Origin of the sequence: Pseudoalteromonas sp. SG44-1 (genome assembly GCF_014164315.1) — a bacterium.
In the GTDB taxonomy this organism is placed as follows: domain Bacteria; phylum Pseudomonadota; class Gammaproteobacteria; order Enterobacterales; family Alteromonadaceae; genus Pseudoalteromonas; species Pseudoalteromonas rhizosphaerae.
This window is the reverse complement of record NZ_JACJEW010000167.1, coordinates 1-1,539: the sequence shown is the minus strand read 5'-3', so window position 1 is coordinate 1,539 and position 1,539 is coordinate 1. Positions and strand designations below refer to the sequence as shown.

The following is a 1,539-nucleotide window of genomic DNA, read 5'->3' as shown; positions in this document are numbered from 1 at the left end:
CAGTAATATTTAGGGTATCCAAGCCCCTCTGATAAAAAAGAAATATAATCGCCGAAAGGGGATACTTTTAAATACTGCATCGTAAATTGGGTGTTAAAGCCTAAATCAACCTTCTCAATCACGTCACCATTAAAGTCATGTAACCAGTATTTATTTTTTTTATCGGCTAAAAAAGTTTTACCGTCTGGCAATAAAAACAAGCCATTAGAGTAAATAATTGGCCGCTCAGTAAGTGTTTTAGTGGGTACGTGGTAGTTATAATGTTTACCACTGGCGTAAAAAATCACATTTTCACTGTCTTTAGTCCAGTTAAAATGAGCATAACCATGGCCTTTGCTCATTAAAATAAACTGTTGGGTTTTAGTGTCCCACAGCTCGCGGGTAAAACCGTGCTCTGTTGTATCCATGGATAAGGCAATGTACCGGTTATCAGGAGAGCGCTTTGGCGTGTGGCTACCAATAAGCCCTCTACCTTCGAAGGCATTTTCAGGAATAATGCGGCGCCTATCAGAGCCATCCATGCGTGCTGAGAACAGCGTTTTCTTTTTCATCCACTCGACTTTCGCGTTAAATAAAATACGCGGAGTTGAAAACGTTTCTTTATCGCCATATACCTCATTGCGCACCTCTTTAGGCCACTCAGGGTGGTACGTATGACGATACGCCATTTTATCTTTACTAAATCGACTGGGTTGCTCTTCAACAACTTGTTTTTCTGGCGGTTTAACGTCATCACCACAGCCAGTTAATTGCAATGTAGCGACACTTAGTAACATTATTACTGCGCAGTGTGAAAATGACTTAGTTAACAAGCCCGTGGTTAAAAGCGATTTAAACGTAGATTTTTTTACTGAGATTAATGACATCAATAGTCCTTGATTGTACGGTGTAAATTGGTCGTAGAGGCAGCAATGCGAAGCATGAACGGGGTAGTTTTTTGGGCATGAAACGGGGTTCGTGTCGTCAATTGTTTGTCATCAACAGCCTCAAGCACCGCACCTTCATCACTGCTTAACAGTATTGGTGCGGCTTCATTGCTATCAGCCACCACCACACGGTTAAACAGCGGGGTGAGCTTGCTGATTGGCTCGCCTCTATTAACATAGCCCGTGAGTAAATACGCTTTAGGAAAACTAGATTGCCCTGTATTCAATAGCTCTGTCATTGTTCATCCTTGATATTAAACACGCCAAAAACATATATAGTTCCCATGCCCCAAATATTACTTTCTTTAAGTAATATTTCTCTTTCTTGCTTAGTAATTAAGTCTAGTTCTATAAAGTAATAATCAGGGTATGGACGACCGTTCCCCATCAGCTCTGTCGAATCTCTTGATGCGGGACTTAACACTTTATTTTTTTTATCTGAGAAAAAATAACCCCCTGTTTTGAAAGGTTTTGTAATGCGCTTACTTGGGTCTGATAAATTAACCCAGTAATATTTAGGGTATCCAAGCCCCTCTGATAAAAAAGAAATATAATCGCCGAAAGGGGATACTTTTAAATACTGCATCGTAAATTGGGTGTTAAAGCCTAAATC

General features: G+C 40.2%; 2 protein-coding genes and 1 pseudogene. All 3 read right to left on the bottom strand.

Annotation, left to right across the window (positions count from 1 at the left end; translation table 11 throughout):
- Positions 1-866 (bottom strand): hypothetical protein (locus tag H5187_RS23505; protein WP_182798470.1); only part of this gene is annotated, 866 nt, incomplete at its 3' end.
- Positions 866-1,165 (bottom strand): hypothetical protein, encoded by a 300-nt coding sequence (locus H5187_RS23500; protein WP_182798469.1) that lies wholly within the window; start codon positions 1,163-1,165, stop codon positions 866-868. The genes H5187_RS23500 and H5187_RS23505, both read right to left, overlap by 1 nt.
- A pseudogene (locus tag H5187_RS23495) lies at positions 1,162-1,539 on the bottom strand (hypothetical protein); the annotation flags it as partial. The pseudogene H5187_RS23495 and the gene H5187_RS23500, both read right to left, overlap by 4 nt.

Bases quoted from the DNA above. Each gene is read 5' to 3' on its own strand.
- H5187_RS23500 (WP_182798469.1), bottom strand. From the start codon at position 1,165: ATGACAGAGCTATTGAATACAGGGCAATCTAGTTTTCCTAAAGCGTAT.